Genomic DNA, 24,047 nt, shown 5'->3' on the forward strand with positions numbered 1-24,047 from the left:
CCGCCCCGACGACCCGATGGAAGTGAGCATGAGCTCTGCTGATGTAGCGGCCGCGACTCAACTGCCCGGCGCGCGGCACACAATCGTCCGGCTGTACGAGTCGATGGTCGAGGCGCGCCCCGACGCGCCGGCGATCACCGACGGCGGCCGCTCGTGGTCGTACCGGGAGCTGAACGCGGCCGCCAACCGCGTCGCGTGGTGCCTGATCGGGCGGGGCGTCGGGCCCGAGCGGACGGTGGGCGTCGCCCTCCCACGCGGCCTCGACCAGGTCGCCGCACTGCTCGGCACCCTCAAGGCGGGCGCCGCCTATCTGCCCCTCGACCCCGTCCTGCCGGCGGAGCGCATCGGATACCTGCTCGGCGACGCCGCACCCGGCCTGGTCCTGACCGACGGCGACGGGGCCGGCTTCCCCGGGGCCGTCGACATCGGCGACCCGTCCGTCGCAGCAGCCTGGGCCGCGCACCCCGAGACCGACCCCGGCGACGACGACCGGGTCCACGCGCTCACCGCGGACCATCTCGCGTACGTCATCTACACCTCCGGCTCCACCGGCACCCCGAAGGGCGTCGGCGTCAGCCACGGCAGCGCCGTCAACCTCGCCCGCGTCATCACCGGCCAGCACGCCCCCGGCGACACCCCGCGCGTGCTGCAACTGGCCTCGCTCGGCTTCGACGTGGCGATCTGGGAACTGCTCACCGCCGTGGCCACCGGCGGCACCCTGGTCGTCCCCCGCGCCGAGCAACTCGTGGGCGACGACCTGTTCCGGGTGCTCCGCGAGGAACGGATCACCTGCGTCACGCTCCCGGTGCCCGTGCTGGCCTCCCTGCCGCCGGACGCCGAGCACCGGCTGCCCGACCTGACCACCGTGCACATCGGCGGCGAGACCTGCCCGCCCGAGCTGGTGCGCCGCTGGTCGACGGGCCGCCGGCTGATCAACGGCTACGGTGCCACCGAGACCACCGTCGCCGCCACCCTCACCGCACCGCTGACCGGCACCCACGCCCCCATCGGCACCCCCGTCGAGCACACCCGCGTCCACGTCCTGGACGACACCCTCGCGCAGGTCGACCCGGGGCAGCCGGGCGAGCTGTATGTCGCGGGCGCCAACGTGGCCCGGGGATATCTGCGCCGCCCCGGCCTGACCGCCACCCGCTTCCTCGCCGACCCCTACGGACCGCCCGGCGCGCGGATGTACCGCACCGGCGACGTCGGCGTGCGCCACCCGGACGGCCGGCTGGAGTTCCTGCGCCGCGCCGACGACCAGGTCAAGATCCGAGGCGCCCGGGTGGAGCCCGGCGAACTCGAAGCGGTCCTGCGGCGCCGGGCCGACCTCGTGGACGCGGCCGTCGCCGTACGCGCCGACACCCGCGGCGAACTCCGCCTCATCGCCTACGTGGTGCCGTCCCCGTCCACCACGACGAGCCCGGCCGAACTGCGCGACGAACTGCGCGCCACACTGCCGCCGTCCCTCGTCCCGGCGAGCGTCGTGCCCCTCGACAGCCTGCCGCTGACCCCGAACGGCAAGGTCGACCGCGACGCCCTCCCGGACCCCCGGTACACCCCGGCCGGACTGGAGCGGACCGCGCGCAGCCCGCTGGAGGACATGCTCCGGACGCTGTTCGCCGAGATCCTCGAACTGCCGCACATCGGTTTCGACGACGACTTCTTCGACCTGGGCGGACACTCCCTGCTGGCCGGCCGGCTCATCGGCCGTGTCCGGGGCGCCCTCGGCCTCCACGTCGACATGCGGGACTTCTTCGAGCGGCCGACCCCGGCGGGCCTCGCCGCACACCTCCAGCGGCAGGAGGCCGGCCCGGCCCGCCCGGAGCTGACCCGGCTGCCACGGCCCGAGCGCATCCCGCTGTCCTTCGCCCAGGCACGCCTGTGGTTCCTGCACCGGCTCCAAGGCCCCTCGGCGACCTACAACATGCCGCTCGCCCTGCATCTGACCGGCACGGTCGACACCGCCGCGCTCGCCGAGGCCCTGGCCGACGTGGTCCGCCGCCACGAACCGCTGCGCACCCTCTTCCCCGAGACCGACGGACAGCCCTACCAGCGGATCATCGACCCCGACGAGGTACGCCCCGACCTGCCCGTCCGCCGGATCGACGCGGCGGACCTGGACGAGGAACTGCGCCGGTCCGCGCGGTACGCGTTCGACCTGGCGCGGCAGCTCCCGGTCCGGGCCGAACTGCTCGTCCTCGGCCCCGACGAGTCCGTGCTGATGCTCGTCATCCACCACATCGCCGGTGACGGCTGGTCCGGGGCGCCCCTCGCCCGCGACCTGGTCACCGCCTACTCCGCGCGGCGCGACGGCACGGCACCGCAGTGGCTGCCGCTCCCCGTCCAGTACGCCGACCACACGCTCTGGCAGCGCGCCCTGCTCGGCGACGAGAACGACCCGACCAGCCCCCTGGCCCAGCAGCTGCGGTACTGGCGCGAGCAACTCGCCGAGCTTCCCGACGAGATCACCGTGCACGGCGACCGGCCCCGGCCCGCCGTGGCGACCTACCGGGGCGGCGTCGTCCCGATCACCCTGGACGCCGAACTGCACGCCGCCGTCACCGAACTCGCCCGTGGCAACGGCGCCACCGTCTACATGGTCCTGCAGGCGGCCCTCGCGGCCCTGCTGACCCGGCTCGGCGCGGGCACCGACATCGCCATCGGCGCCGGTGTCGCCGGCCGTTCCGAGCCCGCCCTCGACGACCTCGTCGGACTCTTCGTCAACATGCTGGTGCTGCGCACCGACACCTCCGGCTCCCCGAGATTCTCGGACCTGCTCGACCGGGTGCGCGACACCAGCCTCGCGGCGTACAGCCACCAGGACATCCCCTTCGAGCAGCTGGTCGAGAGCCTCAACCCGCACCGCAGCGCCGGCCGCCAGTCGCTGTTCCAGGTCGCCCTGGTCCTGCAGAACAACACCTCCGTCCCCTTCGACCTGCCCGGACTCCGGGTGCGCGCCGAGACGGTACCGACCGGCACCGCCCGCTTCGACCTCTCGCTGAGCGTCACGGAGAGCACGACACCCGACGGCGCCCCCGCCGGCATCAGCGGCACGGTGGAGTACGCCGCCGACCTCTACGACCGGCCGACGGTACAGGCCGTCGTCGAGCGCTGGACCCAGCTGATCCGCCAGGTCGTCGCGGACCCCGGCCGCCGTATCGACACCCTGGACGTCACCACCCCCGAGGACGAGTCCCGGCTCGCCGGATGGCGCCGGTACGAGCGGGACGTCGAACCGCTGACCTTCGGCGAACTCTTCGAACGGCAGGCGGCGGCCACCCCCGACGCCATCGCCGTGAGCGACGGCGCCGACATCTGGACCTACGCGGAGCTGAACCGGCACGCCAACCTCGTCGCCGGCCGGCTCATCGACCGGGGCATCGGCCCGGAGGACCTGGTCGGCATCGCGATGCCGCGCTCCGCCCGCCTGGTCGCGGCCCTGCTCGGAGTGCTCAAGTCCGGCGCGGCGTACGTACCGGTGGACCTCGTCTTCCCGGACGGCCGCAACCGGCATGTGCTCACCGACTCGGCCCCCCGGCTGGTGCTGACCTCCCGCGCCGGGGCCGAGGACCTGCCCTCCGACCTGACCTGCGAGCTGGTCATGGTCGACGAGGACGGTTTCATGGGCGGGGAGCCGGGCGACGGGTTCCCGCACGGGCGGCCGGGCCCGGTCGACCATCCCACCGACCGCGACGACGCCACCGACCGCGACAACCCCACCGACCGTGACCGCGTCCGGCCCGTCAACGTCGACAACCCGGCGTACGTCATCTACACCTCCGGCTCGACCGGCCGTCCCAAGGGCGTCGTGGTGACCCACCGCGGCCTCGCCGCCTTCGCCGAGACCCTGCGGCAACGCTGCGCGGCGGACGAGGACAGCCGCGTACTGCAACTGTCGTCGCCCAGCGTGGACGCCTCCGTACTGGAGATGGTGTGGGCGTTCAGCTCCGGCGCCCGGCTGGTCATCGCGGGCCGGCACCGGCTGGCCGGCGACGAACTCGCCCAGGCACTCGCCGAGCACCGCATCACCCACGCGCACATCCCGCCGTCCGCGCTGAGCACCCTGGCACCGGAGACGGCGGGCCGGCTGCCCGACTTCCGCATGCTCAGCGTCGGCGCGGAGGCATGCCCGCCCGAACTCGTCCAACTGTGGCTGCCGGGACGCGAGTTCGTGAACGCGTACGGCCCGACCGAGTGCACCGTCGCCGCCTCGCACACCTTCCCGCTGACCGAGGCACGCGCCCCGATCGGCAGGCCGATGCTCGACGCCGAACTGCACGTCCTGGACGAGACCCTGAGGCCCGCCGCCCCCGGCGTGCCGGGCGAGCTGTACATCGGCGGCGCGGGTCTGGCCCGGGGCTACCTCGGGCGGGGCGGCCTGACGGCGACACGGTTCGTCGCCAACCCGTTCGGCGCCCCCGGTTCGCGGATGTACCGGACCGGCGACGTCGTCCGCTGGAACACCGATGGCGAACTCGAATACCTGGGGCGCTCCGACGAGCAGGTGAAGGTCCGGGGCTTCCGCGTCGAACCCGGCGAGATCGAGCGTGTCCTCGCGAGCCAACCGTCGGTGGAGCGGGCGGTGGTGGTACCGCGCCGGGACCGGTCGGGAGCCGTCTCCCTGGCCGCGTACACCGTGCTGGCGGCCAAGGCGACGACCGACGGCTTCGACGACCAGCTCTCCGAGTGGAACGACCTCTACGACCAGGTCTACACAGGCTTCTCCGGTGACGCGGGCCATGACTTCGTGGGCTGGAACAGCTCGTTCACCGGCGGCCCCATCCCTGTAGAGGAGATGCGGGCATGGCAGCGCGCCGCGGTGGACGCGGTGCTGCGGTTCCGCCCCGGCCGGGTCCTGGAGATCGGCGCGGGTTCCGGTCTGCTGATGACCCCGCTGGCGGACGAGGTCGACGAGTACTGGGGCACCGACCTCTCACAGGTCTCCGTCGACCGGCTCAGCGACTTCGCCCGCCGACGTGGCTGGGACCACGTGCGGTTGTCCTGCCAGGCGGCACACGACCTCTCGGGTCTGCCCCGCCACCGCTTCGACACCGTCGTCATCAACTCGGTGGTGCAGTACTTCCCGAGCGCCGACTATCTGCGTGATGTGCTGACGCGGGTCATGGATCTGCTCGCCGACGGCGGCCGGGTGATCGTCGGCGACATCCGGCACTACGGACTGCTCCGCGTGTTCCAGACGGCCGTGCACGACTTCCGCGGCACGCCGGGGACGCGCGCGGCGGTGGAGCGCGCGATGGCGGTGGAGAAGGAACTGCTGCTGGCTCCGGAGTTCTTCACCTCCCTTGAGCATCCGGCCCTCTCCGGTGTCGAGGTGTCGCTCAAGGCGGGCGGCGCGTCGACCGAACTGTCCGGCTACCGCTACGAGGTCGTCCTGCACACCGCCCCCGCGCGGCGGCTCGCGGACCTGCCCGTCCTCGTGTGGGGCCGCGACATCACCGATCTGGACCAGCTGACCGGCCCGGCACGGGTGACGCACATCCCCAACCCCCGGCTGGCCGACGGCGTGGCCGCGATACGGACCCTGGACGGCGCGGACGCGGTGCCGACCCCGGCGGGGCCCGAGCTGGAGCCCGAGACCGTGCGGCAATGGGCGGCGGCGTGCGGTATGCGGGCAGTGCCGACCTGGTCGTCGCATCGCTGGAACACCTACGACGTCGTGCTGACGGACGCCGCCGAGGCGGAGCCGCTGGCCGATGTGTACCGCCCCGCCGAGGCCGTCGAGCAGGCCAACGTGCCCGCGGTGGCCCGTACGGTCGGCGAACTGGTCTCCGAACTGCGCTCGGCCCTGAAGGCACTGCTGCCGGACTACATGGTTCCGGCGACGATCACCCCGATCGAGAGAATCCCGGTCACCCCGAACGGAAAGATCGACCGCCGAGCGCTGCCGGACCCGGAGGTGATGGTCTCGGACGGCCGTCGGCCACGGACCCCGCAGGAGCAGATCCTGTGCGAGCTGTACGCCGACATCCTGGGCCTGGAGCGGGTCGGCGTCGACGACAGCTTCTTCGACCTCGGCGGTCACTCCCTGCTCGCCACCCGCCTGACCAGCCGCATCCGCTCGGTACTGGGCGTCGAGGCCCTCCTGCGCCAGATCTTCGCGGCGCCTTCGCCGGCGGAGCTGGCGGTGGTGCTGGGTGAGGGTGAGGGCCGGGTTCAGGTGGCGTTGGAGCGGGTGGCGCGTCCTGGGTTGTTGCCGTTGTCGTCGGCTCAGCGGCGGTTGTGGTTCCTGCATCGGTTGGAGGGTCCGTCGGCGACGTACAACTCGCCGTTGGCGCTCCGTTTGTCGGGTGTGTTGGATGTGGGGGCGTTGCGGGCGGCGCTGGGTGATGTGGTGGGTCGTCATGAGGCGTTGCGGACGGTGTTCGCGGAGTCGGACGGCGTGCCGTATCAGCGGGTCCTTGATGCCGGTGAGGTCGATCTGCCGGTGCATGAGGTGTCCGGGGAGGAGTTGCCGGGTGCGCTGCGGCAGGCGGCCCGCTACGCGTTCGATCTCTCGCGCGAGATCCCGTTGAGGGCCCGGCTGTTCACTACCGGCCGCGATGAGTGGGTGCTGCTGCTGGTCGTGCACCATGTCGCCGCCGACGGCTGGTCGTTGGGACCGCTGGCCCGTGACCTGACGACGGCGTACGAGGAGCGCGTGGCGGGGCGTGCCCCGTCTTGGGCGCCCTTGCCGGTCCAGTACGCGGACTACACCCTGTGGCAGCGGCGGCTGCTCGGTGACGAGACAGACCCGGACAGTGTGATCGAACGTCAACTGGCCTACTGGAGCGATCAGTTGGCGGGCCTGCCGGAGCAGGTGACCCTGCCGACCGACCGCCCGCGACCGCAGACGGCGTCGTACGCGGGCGATGTGTGCATGTTCCGCATCGACGCCGACCTGCACGCTGATCTGCTCGCGCTGGCCCGGCACAGCGGTGCGACGCTCTTCATGGTGCTCCAGGCGGCCCTCGCCGCGGTGCTGACGCGTTCGGGCGCGGGCACCGATGTGCCCATCGGCAGCCCGGTCGCCGGTCGTACCGATGAAGCGCTCGACGATCTGGTGGGCTTCTTCGTCAACACCCTGGTCCTGCGGACGGACACCTCCGGGAACCCGGACTTCGACGAGCTGCTGCGTCGGGTGCGCGACACGTCCCTGGCCGCCTACGCCCACCAGGACGTGCCCTTCGAGCACCTGGTGGAGAAGCTCAATCCGCAGCGCAGCACCGCGCACAGCCCGTTGTTCCAGGTGCTGCTGGCCTTCCAGAACAACCCGGAGACCAGCTTCGACCTGCCCGGTCTGCGCGCCGAGCCCGACGAGATCGTCACCGGAGTGTCCCGTGTCGACCTCACCCTCAACATCACCGAGACGTTCGGCGACGACGGCTCACCGCAGGGCATCCGGGGCGCCGTCGAGTACGCGACCGATCTGTACGACGCGAGCACCGTCGAGTCGTTCACAGCTCGCCTCGTACGGATGTTGCGGACGGCCGTCGAGGACCCGGGCCGCCGTATCAACGCCGTCGACCTGCTCTCCGACGAGGAGACCGCGACGGTCCTCGCCCTGTCCGGACGCGACGCCGAGGCCCCCGGGCAACGGGTCTGGCCGGCGATCTTCGAAGCTGCGGCCACCGCGACCCCGGACGCGACCGCCGTGGTCGAGGGGGACCTCACCTGGTCGTACGCGCGGCTCAACGCGCACGCCAACCGCGTCGCCCGGTATCTGATCGGGCGGGGTGTGGGCGCCGAGGACGTCGTGGGCGTGCTGATGCCGCGCAGCGCGACACAGATCGCCACCCTGCTCGGGATCGGCAAGGCGGGCGCCGCGTTCCTGCCGATCGACCCGGCCTACCCGGCGGAACGGGTCGGCTATCTCATCGAGGACGCCGGGCCGAAGGTCCTGCTCACCGACACCGCCCACGCGGACACGGTCGCCTGGATCGACGCGCCCACGACGGCCGCCGCCGGGATCGACGCGCCCACGACGGCCGTTGGCGCAATCGACACGATCACGGTCGACGACCCGGCCGTGGCCTCCGCTCTCCGGGACCTGCCGGCGACCGACCCGACCGACGCCGACCGGCGCACCGCCCAGCGGGTCGAGCACCCGGCGTACGTCATCTACACCTCCGGGTCCACGGGCCGGCCCAAGGGCACGGTCGTCACCCACACGGGTCTGGCCGCGCTGGCGGTCAGCGGTGGCGAGCGGGCGGACATCGACCGGGACAGCCGGGTGCTCCAGCTCACCTCGCCGAGCTTCGACGTCTCCGTCTTCGAGTTCCTCACCACGTTCCACGCGGGCGCCGTCCTGGTGATGCCCGAACCCGGCCGCCTGTCGGGTGAGGAGTTGGCCGGGTTGTTGGCGGGTGCGGGGGTGTCGCACGCGTTCGTGCCGCCGTCGGTGCTGGCGACGTTGCCGGACGGCGCGCCGGATGCGCTGCCGGAGTTGCGGAGCCTTGTGGTGGGTGGTGAGGCGTGTTCGGCGGAGTTGGTGCGTCGTTGGTCGGTGGGTCGGCGGATGACGAATCTGTACGGTCCGACGGAGACGACGGTGGCGGCGTCGGTGAGCCGCCCGCTGTCGGGGGATTCCCATCCGATCGGTGCTCCGCTCGCGGGGACGCGGGTTTACGTACTGGACGCGGGGCTGGGGCTGGTGCCCCGGGGTTCGCGGGGGGAGCTGTACATCGCCGGTGCGGGTGTGGCCCGTGGCTATCTGGGCCGTTTCGGGCTGACTGCGTCCCGGTTCGTCGCCGACCCCTTCGGCCCGCCCGGTTCGCGGATGTACCGCACGGGTGATGTGGTCCGCTGGAACGCCGACGGCGAACTCGAATACCTCGGCCGCTCCGACGACCAGCTCAAGATCCGGGGCATCCGCGTCGAGCCCGGCGAGGTCGAGGCCGCGCTGCGGCGGCAGCTCGGCGTCTCACGGGCCGTCGTGGTCGCCCGCCCCGACCAGCACGGCTTCCAGACGCTGTACGCGTATGTCATGTCCGATGTCACGTCCGGGGAGGAGCCGGCCGACGCCGCTCGGCTGCGCGAGGAACTGCGCCGTGAACTGCCCGACTATCTGGTGCCGGCCGCGGTCGTCGTACTCGACGAGTTTCCGCTGACCCCGAACGGCAAGCTGGACCGCAACGCGCTTCCCGTGCCGCGCCCGGTCACCACGGGCGCGGACAACCGATCGCCGGGCACACCCCAGGAGGAGATCCTGCGGTCGGTGTTCGCCGACGTCCTCGGGATCACCCGGATCGGCGCCGAGGACAACTTCTTCGACCTCGGCGGCCATTCCCTCCTGGCCGGCCGGCTGATCTCACGGATACGCGGCGCGCTCGGCGTCGATGTGCCGATGCGGACCTTCTTCAACGCCCCGACCCCCCGTCGGCTCGCCGACCGGCTGGTGGAGGGCGGCCCCGTCCCGGCCCGACTGCGGCCGATGCCCCGCCCCGAGGCGCTGCCGCTGTCGTTCGCCCAGCAGCGCCTTTGGTTCCTGCACAAGCTGGAAGGCCCCTCGGCGACCTACAACTCCCCGCTGGCCATACGGCTCTCCGGTGACCTGGACGTCCCGGCGCTGCGGGCGGCGCTGGCCGACGTCGTCGCCCGGCACGAGGCGCTGCGCACCGTCTTCGCCGAGCAGGGCGCCACCCCCTGCCAGCGCATCCTGGACGTGGCCGAGGCCATGCCCGAGCTGGAGATCCGTGAGACCGGCGAGGAGGAACTGCCGCAGGCGCTGCGCGAGGCGGCCCGGTACGAGTTCGACCTGGCCCGTGAGATCCCGCTGCGAGCGTGGCTGTTCGCGACCGGGCCCGGCGAGTGGGTGCTGACGCTGGTCCTGCACCACATCGTCGCCGACGGCTGGTCGCTGCAGGTCCTCGTGTCCGACCTGACGGCCGCATACACCGGCCGCCGGGCCGGCACCGCACCGGCGTGGCAGCCGCTCGCCGTGCAGTACGCCGACTACACGCTCTGGCAGCGCGAGCACCTCGGCACCGACGACGACCCCGACAGCGTCTTCAGCCGCCAGGTCGCCTACTGGCTGGAGGAACTGGCGGAACTGCCCGACCAGATGACCCTGCCCACCGACCGGCCGCGTCCCGCCGTCGCCGGCTACCACGGCGAGACGGTCACCTTCGACCTCGACGCCCACCAGCACGCCGAACTCGTCCACCTGGCCCGGGAGACCGGCACCACCCTGTTCATGATCCTTCAGACGGGCCTGGCCGGGGTGCTGACCCGGCTCGGCGCCGGAACCGACATCGCGGTCGGCTCACCCATCGCCGGGCGCACCGACGACCGTCTGGAGGACCTGGTCGGCCTCTTCGTCAACATGCTGGTGCTGCGCACCGACACCGCTGGCGACCCCACGCTGAGCGACCTGCTCACCCGGGTGCGGGAGACCTCCCTGGCCGCCTACGCCCACCAGCACATGCCCTTCGAGTACCTCGTGGAACGGCTCAACCCGCACCGGTCCGCCGCCCATCACCCGCTCGTACAGATCCTGTTCGGACTGCAGAACACCGCCGAGCAGAACATCGACCTGCCGGGCGTCACCGCCTCCGGCACCTCCATCGACACCGGCGTCTCCCGCGTCGACCTCTCCATCAACATCGTCGAGGCCGCCGCCCCCGACGGCAGCCCGGCCGGTCTCACCGGTGTGGTGGAGTTCTCCACCGATCTGTATGACCGCTCCACGATCGAGGCGTTCACGGCACGCTGGGCACGCCTGCTGAAGACCATGGTGACGACACCGGGGTCCCGGCTGAGCGAAGTCGACCTCCTCGGCACGGACGAACGCCTTCGCCTGCTGGAGCAGTGGGGGACGGCGCAGGTCGGCGTCGACATGGTGACGTTGGCGGAGCTGTTCGAGCGTCGCGTCGCGGCGACTCCGGACGCGGTGGCGGTGGTCGAGGGGGAGTCCGGCTGGTCGTACGGGCAGTTGAACGCGTACGCCAACCGTGTCGCCTGGCATCTGATCGGGCGTGGTGTGGGCGCCGAGGACGTCGTGGGTGTGCTGTTGCCGCGCGGTGCGGCGCAGATCGCGGCCGTGCTGGGCGTGGCGAAGGCGGGCGCGGCGTATCTGCCGATCGACCCGGCCTATCCGCGGGCACGAGTGGATTACGTGCTGGGCGACACCGAACCGGCGTATGTGATCGGCGAGTCGGAGTCGTTCGAGGGACTGCCCGAGCACAACCCCCGCGACGGGGACCGGGTGCGTCCGGTGGGAGTGGACCACCCGGCGTACGTCATCTACACCTCAGGCTCGACCGGCCTGCCCAAGGGCGTCGTGGTGACCCATCGCGGACTCGCGAGCATGGCGGCGACCCAGCGGCGGCTCGGGGCCGGTGAGGGCTCCCGGGTGCTGCAGTTCGCCGCGCTCGGCTTCGACGCCACCGTCTGGGAACTCGTGATGGCCCTCGGCTCGGGCGCCGCCCTGGTGCTGCCCGAGACCGACCGCCTCGCCGGCGACGACCTGGCGGCCGTCCTGCGCGAGCAGCGCGTCACCCACCTCACCCTGCCGCCCACCGTACTGGCGACCCTGCCCGCCGAGGCCGCCGCCCAACTGCCCGGCCTCCACACCCTGGTGGTGGCGGGCGAGGCGTGCACACCCGAGCTGACCGCACGATGGTCGCCCGGCCGCCGCATGGTCAACGCCTACGGCCCCACCGAGTCGACCGTCTGCGCATCGATGAGCGGGGAACTGTCGCCCGGCTCCCCGCCGATCGGCGGTCCGGTGGCCAACACCCGGTTGTACGTGCTGGACGGGTCGCTGGGGTTGGTGGCGCCGGGTGTGCCGGGTGAGCTGTACATCGCGGGCGAGGGTCTGGCCCGGGGCTACGGCCGGCGTGCGGGCCTGACGGCGTCGCGTTTCGTCGCCGATCCGTACGGTCCGGCCGGGACACGGATGTACCGCACGGGTGACCTGGTCCGCTGGAACGCCGGCGGGGAGCTGGAGTATCTCGGCCGCACCGACGAACAGGTCAAGATCCGCGGCTTCCGCGTCGAACCCGGCGAAGTGGCGTCCGCGCTGCTCCGGCACCCCGCCGTCGCCCAGGCCGCCGTGATCGTCCGACCCGGCCCCCACGACGACCTGCACCTCCTGGCATACGCCGTACCGTCCGCCGGCCGGACCCTCGACGGCGGCGACCTGCGCGCGTGGTCGCAGAACGAACTGCCCGAGCACCTGGTGCCGTCGGCCGTCGTCGTGCTGGACGAGATCCCCCGCACCGCGCACGGGAAGATCGACGAGCGGGCACTTCCGGACCCCGAGCAGACCGGCGGCCGTACCCGCGCACCGCGTACCCCGCAGGAGGAACTGCTCTGCCTCCTCTTCGCCCAGGTCCTCGACGTACCGCACGTGGGACCCGACGACAGCTTCTTCGACCTCGGCGGCCACTCGCTGCTCGCCACCCGGCTCATCATCCGCATCCGTAAGGCGTTCCGCTGCGAGCTGGCGCCCCGCGCCCTGTTCGCGGCGCCTTCGCCGGCGGAGCTGGCGGTGGTGCTGGGTGAGGGTGAGGGCCGGGTTCAGGTGGCGTTGGAGCGGGTGGCGCGTCCTGGGTTGTTGCCGTTGTCGTCGGCTCAGCGGCGGTTGTGGTTCCTGCATCGGTTGGAGGGTCCGTCGGCGACGTACAACTCGCCGTTGGCGGTCCGGTTGTCGGGTGCGTTGGATGTGGGGGCGTTGCGGGCGGCGCTGGGTGATGTGGTGGGTCGTCATGAGGCGTTGCGGACGGTGTTCGCGGAGTCGGATGGCGTGCCGTATCAGCGGGTCCTCGATGCCGGTGAGGTCGATCTGCCGGTGCATGAGGTGTCGGAGGAGGAGTTGCCGGGTGCGCTGCGGCAGGCGGCCCGCTACGCGTTCGATCTCGCGCGTGAGATCACCTTGCGGGCCCGGCTGTTCACTACCGGCCGCGATGAGTGGGTGCTGCTGCTGGTCGTGCACCATGTAGCTGCCGACGGCTGGTCGTTGGGACCGCTGGCGCGGGACCTGACGACGGCGTACGAGGAGCGCGTGGCGGGGCGTGCCCCGTCTTGGGCGCCCTTGCCGGTGCAGTACGCGGACTACACCCTGTGGCAGCGGCGGCTGCTCGGTGACGAGACAGACCCGGACAGCGTGTTCGGACGTCAACTCACCTACTGGCAAGGCCAGTTGGCTGGCCTGCCGGAGCAGGTGACCCTGCCGACCGACCGCCCGCGACCGCAGACGGCGTCGTACGCGGGCGATGTGTGCATGTTCCGCATCGACGCCGACCTGCACGCCGATCTGCTCGCGCTGGCCCGGCACAGCGGTACGACGCTCTTCATGGTGCTCCAGGCGGCCCTAGCCGCGGTGCTGACGCGTTCGGGCGCGGGCACCGATGTGCCCATCGGCAGCCCCATCGCCGGTCGTACCGACGAAGCGCTCGACGATCTGGTGGGCTTCTTCGTCAACACCCTGGTCCTGCGCACCGACACCTCGGGCGATCCCCGCTTCGACGAACTGCTGAGGCAGGTGCGTGAGACTTCGCTGGCGGCGTACGCGCATCAGGACGTGCCGTTCGAGTTCCTGGTGGAGAAGCTCAATCCGCAGCGCAGCACCGCGCACAGCCCGTTGTTCCAGGTGCTGCTGGCCTTCCAGAACAACCCGGAGACCGGCTTCGACCTGCCCGGCCTGCGCACCCGCATGGAGGGCGTCAGCACCGGGCTGTCCCGCGTCGACCTGTTCATCAGCCTCGCGGAGCAGCAGAGCGCCGAAGGCGTCGCCGCCGGTGTCATCGGCGCCGTCGAATACGCCACCGACCTCTACGACGCCGCGACCATCGAGGCGTTCATCGGGCGCTGGCTGCGGTTCCTCGCCGCCGTCGCACGCGACCAGGAGCAGCGGATCGGGTCCGTGGACCTGCTGCTCGACGGCGAGCGCGACCAGCTGACCCGCTGGGCGTACAGCGAGCCGACGGTACGACCGGCGACCCTGACCGAGCTGTTCGAGCGTCGCGTCGCGGCGACCCCGGACGCGCTCGCGGTGGTCGAGGGGGAGACCAACTGGTCGTACGCGCGGCTCAACGCGTACGCCAACCGTGTCGCCTGGCACCTGATCGGGCGGGGTGTGGGCGCCGAGGACGTCGTCGGTGTGCTGATGCCGCGCGGTGCGACGCAGATCGCCACCCTGCTCGGGATCGGCAAGGCGGGCGCCGCGTATCTGCCGATCGACCCGACCTATCCGCAGGCCCGGGTGGAACATCTGCTGCGGGACGCCGAACCGGCGCTGGTGATCGACGAGTCGGAGGTGTTCGAGGGCCTGCCCGAGCAGGACCCGGGTGCCCTGGACCGCGTCCGGCCGGTCGACGTCGACAACCCGGCGTACGTCATCTACACCTCCGGCTCCACCGGCCTGCCCAAGGGCGTCGTCGTGACCCACCGTGGCCTGGCCGCGCTCGCCGCCGGAACGGGGGAGCGCACCGACGTCGACCGCGACAGCCGGGTCCTGCTCCTGGCCTCGCCGAGCTTCGACGCCTCCGTCCTCGAACTGATGATGGCCATCGGCGCCGGAGCCGCCCTCGTCGTCGCCCGCGAAAAGCGGCTGGCCGGTGAGGAGTTGGCCGGGTTGTTGGCGGGTGCGGGGGTGTCGCACGCGTTCGTGCCGCCGTCGGTGCTGGCGACGTTGCCGGACGGCGCGCCGGATGCGCTGCCGGAGTTGCGGAGCCTTGTGGTGGGTGGTGAGGCGTGTTCGGCGGAGTTGGTGCGTCGTTGGTCGGTGGGTCGGCGGATGACGAATCTGTACGGTCCGACGGAGACGACGGTGGCGGCGTCGGTGAGCCGCCCGTTGTCGGGGGACGCGCATCCGATCGGTGCTCCGCTGGCGGGGACGCGGGTGTACGTACTGGACGCGGGGCTGGGGCTGGTGCCCCGGGGTTCGCGGGGGGAGCTGTACATCGCCGGTGCGGGTGTGGCCCGTGGCTATCTGGGCCGTTTCGGGCTGACGGCGTCCCGGTTCGTCGCCGATCCGTACGGCCCGCCCGGTTCGCGGATGTACCGCACGGGTGATGTGGTCCGCTGGAACGCCGACGGCGAACTCGAATACCTCGGCCGCTCCGACCATCAGCTCCAGATCCGGGGCATCCGCGTCGAACCCGGCGAGGTCGAGGCCGCGTTGGCGGCGCATCCCGATGTGGCCCGCGCCGTCGTGGTGGTCCGTGGCGATCGACGGGGCGACCCCGCGCTGGTCGGCTACCTGGTCCCCGCACACCCCGGCGTCGACTCCGGGGCCGTACGCGAGGACCTCCGCCGGCTGCTGCCCGACCACCTGGTGCCGGCCGCGCTCGTGACGCTGCCGGAGTTCCCGCTCACACCGAACGGCAAGCTCGACCACGAGGCGCTGCCGGAACCCGAGTTCGAGACCTCGGGGGGACGCGACCCCCGTACACCGGAGGAAGAGATCCTGTGCGGGCTCTTCGCCGAGATCCTCGGGCTGGACCGGGTCGGTGTGGAGGACAGCTTCTTCGACCTGGGCGGACACTCCCTGCTGGGCACCCGGCTGATCAGCCGCATCCGTGCCGAACTCGGCATCGAGGTCCGGCTGCTCACCCTCTTCGAGGCCTCGACCCCGGCCGCGCTGGCCCGGACCGTCCTCGAAGCGCACTCCCCGGCCAGGGGCGCCCTCGTGCCGTTGCCGCGCCCCGAGGTGCTGCCGCTGTCGTTCGCCCAGCAGCGGCTGTGGTTCCTGCACAAGCTGGAAGGCCCGTCGCCGACGTACAACATGCCGCTCGCGCTGCGGCTGACGGGGCCCCTCCAGGTGCCCGCGCTGCGGATGGCGCTGGCCGATGTGGTCGCCCGGCACGAGGCGCTGCGCACCGTCTTCGGCGAGCACGACGGTGAGCCGTACCAGCGCATCCTGGACATGGCCGAGGTCACGGTGCGGCTCCCGGTGCGCGAGGCCGACGGCGCCGCCCTCGACGAGGAGGTGCGGGACGCGGCACGCCACCGGTTCGACCTGGCCGCCGAAATCCCGCTGCGGGCCTCGCTCTTCGCGGTCGGCCACGACGAGTGGGTGCTGACGCTGGTCCTGCACCACATCGTCGCCGACGGCTGGTCACTGCGGCCGCTGGCCCGCGACCTGGCCACGGCGTACGCCGCCCGCGAGGCCGGCCGGACCCCGGACTGGTCCCCGCTGCCGGTGCAGTACGCCGACTACAGCCTCTGGCACCGGGAACTGCTCGGGGACGACACCGACCCCGACAGCGAGTTCGGCCGCCAGCTCGCCTTCTGGCGGGACCGGCTGGCCGGTCTGCCGGAGCAGGTGACCCTGCCCACCGACCGCCCACGGCCGGCGGTGGCCGGCTACCAGGGTGACGTGAGTACCTTCCAGGTCGACGATTCCCTGCACGCCGAGCTGATGACGCTGGCCCGGCAGACCGGTTCGACACTGTTCATGGTGCTGCAGACGGCGCTGTCCGCGCTGCTGACCCGGTCCGGCGCCGGCACGGATGTGGTGGTCGGCGCGGGCGTGGCCGGCCGCACCGACGAACAACTCGACGACCTGGTCGGCTTCTTCGTCAACATGGTGGTGCTGCGCACCGACACGTCCGACGACCCGACCTTCACCGAGCTGCTCCAGCGCGTACGCGACACCAGCCTCGCCGCCTACGCCCACCAGGACATTCCCTTCGAGTACCTCGTCGAGAAGATCAACCCGCTGCGGTCGGCGTCGCATCAGTCGCTGTTCCAGATCGCCATGGTCCTGCAGAACAACGCCGAGGCCGACTTCACCCTCTCCGACCTGCGGGTACGGCAGGAGGGACAGGGCACCGGCACCTCCCGCTTCGACCTGTCGCTGAGCCTCACCGAGACCACCTCGGCCGACGGCAGCCCGGCCGGTCTCACCGGGGTCGTGGAGTTCTCCACCGATCTGTACGACCGCTCCACGATCGAGGCGTTCACGGCACGCTGGGTGCGTGTCCTGAAAGCCATGGTGACGACACCGGGGTCCCGGCTGAGCGAGGTGGACCTCCTCGGCACGGACGAACGCCTTCGCCTGCTGGAGCAGTGGGGGACGGCGAAGGCCGAGGTCGACATGGTGACGTTGGCGGAGCTGTTCGAGCGTCGCGTGGCGGCGACTCCGGACGCGGTGGCCGTTGTCGAGGGGGATCTCAGCTGGTCGTACGCGCAGTTGAACGCGTACGCCAACCGTGTCGCCTGGCATCTGATCGGGCGTGGTGTGGGCGCCGAGGATGTCGTGGGTGTGCTGTTGCCGCGCGGTGCGGCGCAGATCGCGGCGGTGCTGGGCGTGGCGAAGGCGGGTGCGGCGTATCTGCCGGTGGACCCGGCCTATCCGCGGGCGCGGGTGGAGTATCTGCTGCGGGATGCCGAACCGGCGTTGGTGATCGGCGAGTCGGAGGTGTTCGAGGGGCTGCCCGAGCACAACCCCGGCGACGGGGACCGGGTGCGTCCGGTGGGAGTGGACCACCCGGCGTACGTCATCTACACCTCAGGCTCGACCGGCCTGCCCAAGGGCGTCGTCATCACCCACCGAGGACTCACGAGCCTCGCCGCCACCCTGCGACAGCGCTGCGCCGCCGACGGCGACAGCCGGATCATGCAGTTCTCGTCGCCGAGCTTCGACGCCGCCGTCCTGGAACTCGTCTGGGCCCTGGACTCCGGCGCCGCCCTGGTGATCGCCTCGGCCGACCGCCTCGCCGGTGACGAACTGGCGCGGGCGCTCGCCGACCACCGCATCACCCACGCCCTGATCCCGCCGTCCGTGCTGAGCACCCTGCCGCCCGAGGCACCGCAGGACCTGACCGGCTTCCGGACCCTCATCGTCGGCGCCGAGGCATGCCCGCCCGAACTGCTGCGGGCCTGGTCGCCCGGCCGCCGTATGGTCAACGCCTACGGCCCCACCGAGTCGACCGTCGTCGCCAGCCAGACCCGCGACCTGAACGAACCCCCCGTGCCCATCGGCACACCCGCCCTCAACACCCGGCTGTACGTGCTGGACGGGTCGCTGGGGCTGGTGGCGCCGGGTGTGCCGGGTGAGCTGTACATCGCGGGCGAGGGTCTGGCCCGGGGCTACGGCCGGCGTGCGGGCCTGACGGCGTCGCGTTTCGTCGCCGATCCGTACGGTCCGGCCGGGACACGGATGTACCGCACGGGTGACCTGGTCCGCTGGAACGGCGACGGGGAGCTGGAGTACCTCGGCCGCACCGACGAACAGGTCAAGATCCGCGGCTTCCGCGTCGAACCCGGCGAGGTGGAACGCGTCCTCGCCGCACAGACCTCCGTCGCGCGTGCCGTCGTCGTACCGCGCGAGGACCGCTCGGGAGCCCTATCGCTCGCCGCCTACGTCGTACCGGCCGACGAGGGAACCACGGCGGACTTCGACGACCAACTCGACGAATGGCGCAGCATCTACCACGAGGTCTACGGAGGACTGTCGCGCGAGCCGGGCACGGACTTCGAGGGCTGGAACAGCTCCTTCACCGGGGCGCCCATCCCCATCGACCAGATGCGCCAGTGGCAGCGGTCCGCCGTGGAACAGGTAGCCCGGTTCGCTCCTCGCCGGGTGCTCGAAATCGGCGCCGGCTCCGGCCTGGTGATGATCCCGCTGGTCGAGCGGACCGAGGAGTACTGGGCCACGGACTTCTCGGCCGCCGCCGTGGACCGGCTGCGGGAGTACGCGCGGGAGCGGCACTGGGAGCACGTCCACCTGCGGTGCCGGCCGGCGCACGACATGGCGGAGCTGCCCCGGGGCCACTTCGACACCATCGTGCTCAACTCGGTCGTCCAGTACTTCCCCAGCGCCGACTATCTGCGCGACGTACTGGACAAGGCGATCGACCTGCTCGCCGAGGGCGGCCGCATCGTCGTCGGCGACGTACGGCACCACGGACTGCTGCGGGCGCTGCACACGGCGGTCCAGCGGTTCCGGTACCCCGGATCGGGGGCGTCCGCCGTGGACCACGCGGTGGCCGTCGAGAAGGAACTCCTCCTCGCCCCCGAGTTCTTCACCGCCCTCCAGCACCCCCGGCTGACCGGCGTCGAGGTGCTGCTCAAGCGGGGCGACGCCGACAACGAACTGACCGCCTACCGCTACGAGGTGGTGCTGCACACCGCCGCCACGCGGCCGGTCGGGGACCTGCCGGAGCTGGTCTGGGGCCGCGACCTCACCGCCCTGGACGACCTCACCGCCCTGGACGAGCTGACGGCACCGGCACGGATCACCGGGATACCCAACCCCCGGCTGGCCGACCCTGCCGACCCCCGGCTGCATCCCGAACGGATACGCCAGTGGGCGGCCGACCACGGCCGGCGGGCGGTGCCGACCTGGTCGCCGAGGAACCGGGACACCTACGACGTGGTGCTGCTCGCCGACATCGGCGACGACACGCCCCTCGCGGACGTCTACCGGCCGGGCAGCCCGGAAGCGGTCGCCAACGTGCCCTCCCTCGCCCGGAACGCCGGCGAGTTCGTGTCTGAACTGCGCGCCACGGTCAAGGCCCTGCTGCCCGACCACATGGTCCCTGCCACGATCACACCGATCGAACGCGTCCCCCTCACCCCGAACGGGAAGATCGACCGCAAGGCCCTGCCGGACCCCGGGTTCATGACCACCGGCACCGAGGACCGGGGCCCGCGCGACCCGTACGAGGAGATCCTCTGCGAGCTGTTCGCCGACCTCCTCGGCCTGCCCCGGGTCGGCGTCGACGACGGCTTCTTCGACCTCGGCGGCCACTCGCTGCTCGCCACCCGGCTCACCAGCCGCATCCGAGCCGTCCTCGGCATCGATGTGCCCCTGCGGCAGGTGTTCGCCGCGCCGTCACCCGCCCGGCTCGCCGCGGTACTGGCCCGGGGCGCGGGCCCCGACAGCACGGTGCCCGCCCTCGTGCCGGAGCCCCGCCCCGACCTGCTGCCCTTGTCGTTCGCACAGCGGCGGCTGTGGTTCCTGCACAAGCTTCAGGGCCCGTCGGCGACCTACAACTCGCCTCTGGCGATACGGCTGTCCGGTGCTCTCGACGTGGCCGCGATGCGGTCCGCCCTGGGCGACGTGGTGGCCCGGCACGAGGCGCTGCGCACCGTCTTCGCCGAGCAGAGGGGCGTGCCGCACCAGCACATCCTGGACGTGGGGGACATCGACCTGCCGGTGCGTGAGATCTCCGAGGACGATCTGACGCGGGCCCTCCGGGACGCCTCCCGGCACGCGTTCGACCTGTCGCGGGAAATCCCGCTCAGGGCCCGGCTGTTCACCACGGGCCCCGACGCATGGGTGCTGCTGCTGGTCGTCCACCACATCGCCGCCGACGGCTGGTCGATGCGGCCGCTGGCCCGCGACCTGACGACCGCGTACGAGGAACGCGCGGCGGGCCGCGCCCCGTCCTGGGCACCACTGCCGGTGCAGTACGCGGACTACGCGCTGTGGCAGCGCCGGATGCTCGGCGACGACACCGACCCGGACAGCCGGATCGGCCGCCAGCTCGCCCACTGGCGGGACCAACTGGCCGACCTGCCACGACTGGTGACACTGCCGACCGACCGACCGCGCCCCGAGGAGGCCGGCAACCGGGGTGCGACGCTGACCCGCACCCTCGACGCCGACCTCCACCAGGCCCTGCGGGCGCTGGCACGCGGCAACGGAGCCACCCTGTTCATGGCCCTCCAGGCGGCGCTCGGCGCACAGCTGACCCGCAGCGGGGCCGGCACCGACATCCCCGTGGGCGCACCGATCGCCGGGCGCGTCGACGACGCCCTCGACGACCTGATCGGCTTCTTCATCAACACGCTGGTGCTGCGCATCGACACCTCGGGCGGCCCCAGCTTCGTCCAGCTCCTGGAGCGGGTGCGCGACACCAGCCTGGCCGCCTACGCCCATCAGGACATCCCCTTCGACCACCTGGTGGAGAAGCTCAACCCCGACCGTTCGCCCGCGCACCACCCGCTCTTCCAGGTCCAACTCGCCCTGCAGAACACACCGGAGGCCGAGTTCGAACTGGCCGGTCTGACCGCGCGGCCGCAGCTGGACGGCGTCGAGACCGGAGTGGCCCGGGTGGACCTCACCGTCAACGCGGTCGAGACGTTCGACGAGAGGGGCCGGCCCGCCGGGCTGATCCTCGCCGCCGAGTACGCCACCGATCTCTACGACGCCGCGACCATCGACGGCTTCCTCGACGCGTTCGGCACCTTGCTGCGCGACGTCGCCGACTCTCCCCACCAACCCATCGGAGGACTTGACGTGACGAGCGGGGCGGAAGCCAACATCGCTGATCCCGTGCCGGGAACGCTGCCGTGGCTGTTCGAGACCTGGGCGACGGCCGACCCGTCCGCGATCGCCGTGACCGACGGCGCCACGGACCTCACCTACGCCGAGCTGAACAGCCGGGCCAACCGGATGGCGCGGGCGCTGATCGACCGGGGCGTCGGCCCGGAGGACCTGGTCGCCGTGCTGCTGCCGCGCGGTGTCCCCCAGGTCGTCACCGTCCTCGCCATCGCCAAGAGCGGGGCGGCCTACCTGCCGATCGACCCGGCCTACCCGGCCGACCGGGTGGCGTATCTGTGCGAGGACGCCCGGCCGGGCCTGGTCGTGACGGACGCCTCCGGGGCCGCCCGACTCGGCGCCGAGCAGCCGGTGTTCGACATCGACGACCCGGCCACCCTCACGCGAGGGGAAGGCATGCCGGACACCAACCCGACCGACCGGGACCGCTCGGCCGCCCTGGGCCCGCACCACCCCGCCTACGTCATCTACACCTCCGGATCGACCGGCCGGCCCAAGGGCGCGGTGATCACCCACGCGGGCCTGGCCGACGCGGCCGAGGCATGGCGGGACCGCTGGGGCTTCGGCCCGAACTCCCGTGTCCTGCAGCTCTCTTCGCCCAGCTTCGACGCCTCCGTCATGGACCTCGTCGTGGCGTTCGCCGCGCACGGCACGCTCGTCCTCCCCGAGCCGGGCCTCCTCGCGGGCGAGCCGCTGGCCCGGGTGCTGGCCGAGCAGCGGATCACCCACCTGGTGACCCTGCCGTCGGTGCTGGCCAGCCTGCCCGCCGACGCACCGGACCGCCTCACCGAACTGCGCGGCCTGCTCCTCGGCGGCGAGGTCCTCACCCCCGATCTCGCCGCCCGCTGGTCGCCCGGGCGGCGCATGATCAACGTCTACGGCCAGACGGAGACCACGGTGGCCTGCACGATGACGGACCCCCTGACCGTCGCCGACGGCGCACGCGTCACGGTCGGCCGCCCCAACCCGGGCATGCGCGTCTACGTCCTCGACGAGGCCCTGCGGATGGTGCCGCCCGGCACCGACGGCGAGCTGTACGTCGCCGGTCCGGCCGTGGGCCGCGGCTATCTGCACCGGCCCGGACTGACCGCGAGCCGCTTCGTCGCCGACCCCTACGGCCCGGCCGGCTCACGGATGTACCGCACCGGGGACCTCGGCCGCCTCAACCACACGTTCGAGCTGGAGTACGTGGGCCGTACCGACGACCAGGTGAAGATCCGCGGAATGCGGGTGGAGCCCGGCGAGGTCGAGGCCGCGCTGGCGAAGCACCCGGCCGTCGCACGGGCCGCCGTGGCCGTACGGGCCGACCGCCAGGGCGACGCCGCACTGTTCGGCTACGTGATCCTCGCCCGCCCCGACGCCGACGTCACCGGCATCCGGGAGGACCTGCGCAGGTCGCTGCCGGAGCATCTGGTGCCGGCGGCGGTGACGGCCGTGGAGGATTTCCCGCTCACACCGAACGGCAAGGTCGACCGGGAGGCGCTGCCGACACCGCCGGTCGCGGCACCCATGGGGCGCGGACCGCGCACCCCGCAGGAGGAGATCCTCTGCGGACTCTTCGCCGAGGTGCTGAATCTGGGACAGATCGGCGTCGAGGACAACTTCTTCGACCTGGGCGGCCACTCCCTGCTGGCCAACCAGCTCATCGCCCGTATCGCCGAGGTGATGGGCACGGAGGTCCCGATCCGGGCCTTCTTCGCCGGGCCCACCGTCGCCCAACTCGCCGAGCACCTCGGCTCCGACGGCACCGACAGGGCCTTCGACGTCCTCCTCCCGCTGCGCACCGGGGGCACACTCCCGCCGCTCTTCTGCGTCCACCCCGGCGCGGCGATCTGCTGGTCCTACTCCGACCTGCTGCTGCATCTGAGCCCCGACTTCCCGGTGTACGGGCTGCAGTCCCGCGCGCTGAGCCACCCGGACGAGCTGCCGGAGACCCTGATCGAGGTCGCCGACCACTGCATCGAGGAGATGCGGCAGGTGCAGAAGACCGGGCCCTACTACCTGCTCGGGCAGTCGTTCGGCGGCGTCGTGGCGCACGCCATGGCCGCCCGCCTCGAAGCCGCCGGGGAACAGGTCGGGCTCATCGTCGCCCTCGACTCCGAACCGGCGAGGCCCCTGACCGAGGAGGAACAGCAGCAGGTCGTCGAGGCCACCGCCAAGGTCTACGGCGGCATCCTCGAAGTGCTGGGCATCGACCCGGCGGCCCTGCCGAGCGGCAAGCTCACCTTCGCGCAGTTCTCGGAGCTGGCCCGCACCACCAACACGGTCCTCGGCAATGTCGCCGAGGACGAGTTCCAGCTGCTGATGGAGATCCTGCACCGCAACATCACCATCGCCACCCGGCACCGCCCGGAGCGGGTCGACGCCGACATGCTGATCTTCGGCGCCACCGAGGAACGGGAACGGGTGCTCGACCCCGAGGTGTGGCGGGACTTCGTCGCCGGCGAGATCACGTACCAGCCGGTCCCCACCGGCCACAGCACGATCATGACGCCGGAAGCGCTCAAGCTGATCGGCCCGGCTCTTGAAGCACACCTCCGGGCCGTCATCGCCCGCAACGCGACAACCAAGGAGGAGAACTGATGGGCAACCCGTTCGACGACACCGAGGGAACGTTCCTGGTCCTGGTCAACGACGAGGGTCAGTACTCGATGTGGCCCGCGGCCGTGGACGTACCGGCCGGGTGGACCGTCGCCCACGCCGAGGACACCCACCAGGCGTGCCTCGACTTCGTCGAGGAGCACTGGACCGACATGCGGCCGCGGAGCCTGGCCCGCGCCATGGGCGAGGAGTGACCCCTCGACCGGCC

2 protein-coding genes are annotated in these 24,047 nt (G+C 72.0%); both read left to right on the top strand.

Annotated features, from left to right (window positions below; all coding sequences use genetic code 11):
• The first annotated feature begins 28 nt into the window (after positions 1-28).
• Positions 29-23,821 (top strand): non-ribosomal peptide synthase/polyketide synthase, encoded by a 23,793-nt coding sequence (locus ACWD4G_RS32860; RefSeq protein WP_451299943.1) that lies wholly within the window; start codon positions 29-31, stop codon positions 23,819-23,821.
• A complete protein-coding gene (locus ACWD4G_RS32865) occupies positions 23,821-24,033 on the top strand; it encodes an MbtH family protein (RefSeq protein WP_451299945.1) in 213 nt (70 codons plus the stop codon). The genes ACWD4G_RS32860 and ACWD4G_RS32865 overlap by 1 nt, the downstream gene beginning before the upstream one ends.
• The last annotated feature ends 14 nt before the right edge of the window (positions 24,034-24,047 follow it).

It is taken from the genome of Streptomyces sp. NPDC002643, from assembly GCF_053592555.1.